Origin of the sequence: Xanthobacter autotrophicus, assembly GCF_030015065.1 — a bacterium.
Lineage (GTDB): Bacteria > Pseudomonadota > Alphaproteobacteria > Rhizobiales > Xanthobacteraceae > Xanthobacter > Xanthobacter autotrophicus_D.
Genome location: NZ_JAIVFN010000465.1, coordinates 1 through 426, shown reverse-complemented (window position 1 = coordinate 426; position 426 = coordinate 1). Strand labels below are relative to the sequence as shown.

The following is a 426-nucleotide window of genomic DNA, read 5'->3' as shown; positions in this document are numbered from 1 at the left end:
GGATCAGGAGTGGCACGGTCATGGATCAGCCCCAGGCGGGTTCGACTTCGCGGCCCTGGGCGAGCGCGATGATGTGTTCGATGGAAAACAGCACGATGAGCACGCCCGCGATGCTGGCGGGCACGTACTTCCAGCCTTCGGAGATGAAGAGCGTGGGCAGGCGGTATTCCCACACCGACTGCGCGAGCGAGGCGCAATTCCAGGCCATGGCGGCGCCGAACACCAGGATCAGCACGTGGATCAGGTATTCCATCTTCAGGCGCAGCCCGTCGGGCGCCAGCACCAGGAACGATTCGAGGCCGATGTGGCCGGCGTCGCGCACGCCCACGGCCACGCCGAACATCGTCACGTAGAGCACCAGCAGCAGGGCCAGGCTCTCCGCCCAGGTGGGCGTGTTGTTGAGGACGTAGCGGCCGAACACCTGCC

The 426-nt window shown here is 66.0% G+C and carries 1 protein-coding gene; it reads right to left on the bottom strand.

Annotated features, from left to right (window positions below; translation table 11 throughout):
* Positions 1-25 precede the first annotated feature (25 nt).
* The coding region (locus tag K9U40_RS24060; protein WP_282892562.1) for a TRAP transporter small permease at positions 26-426 on the bottom strand (401 nt) is incomplete at its 5' end.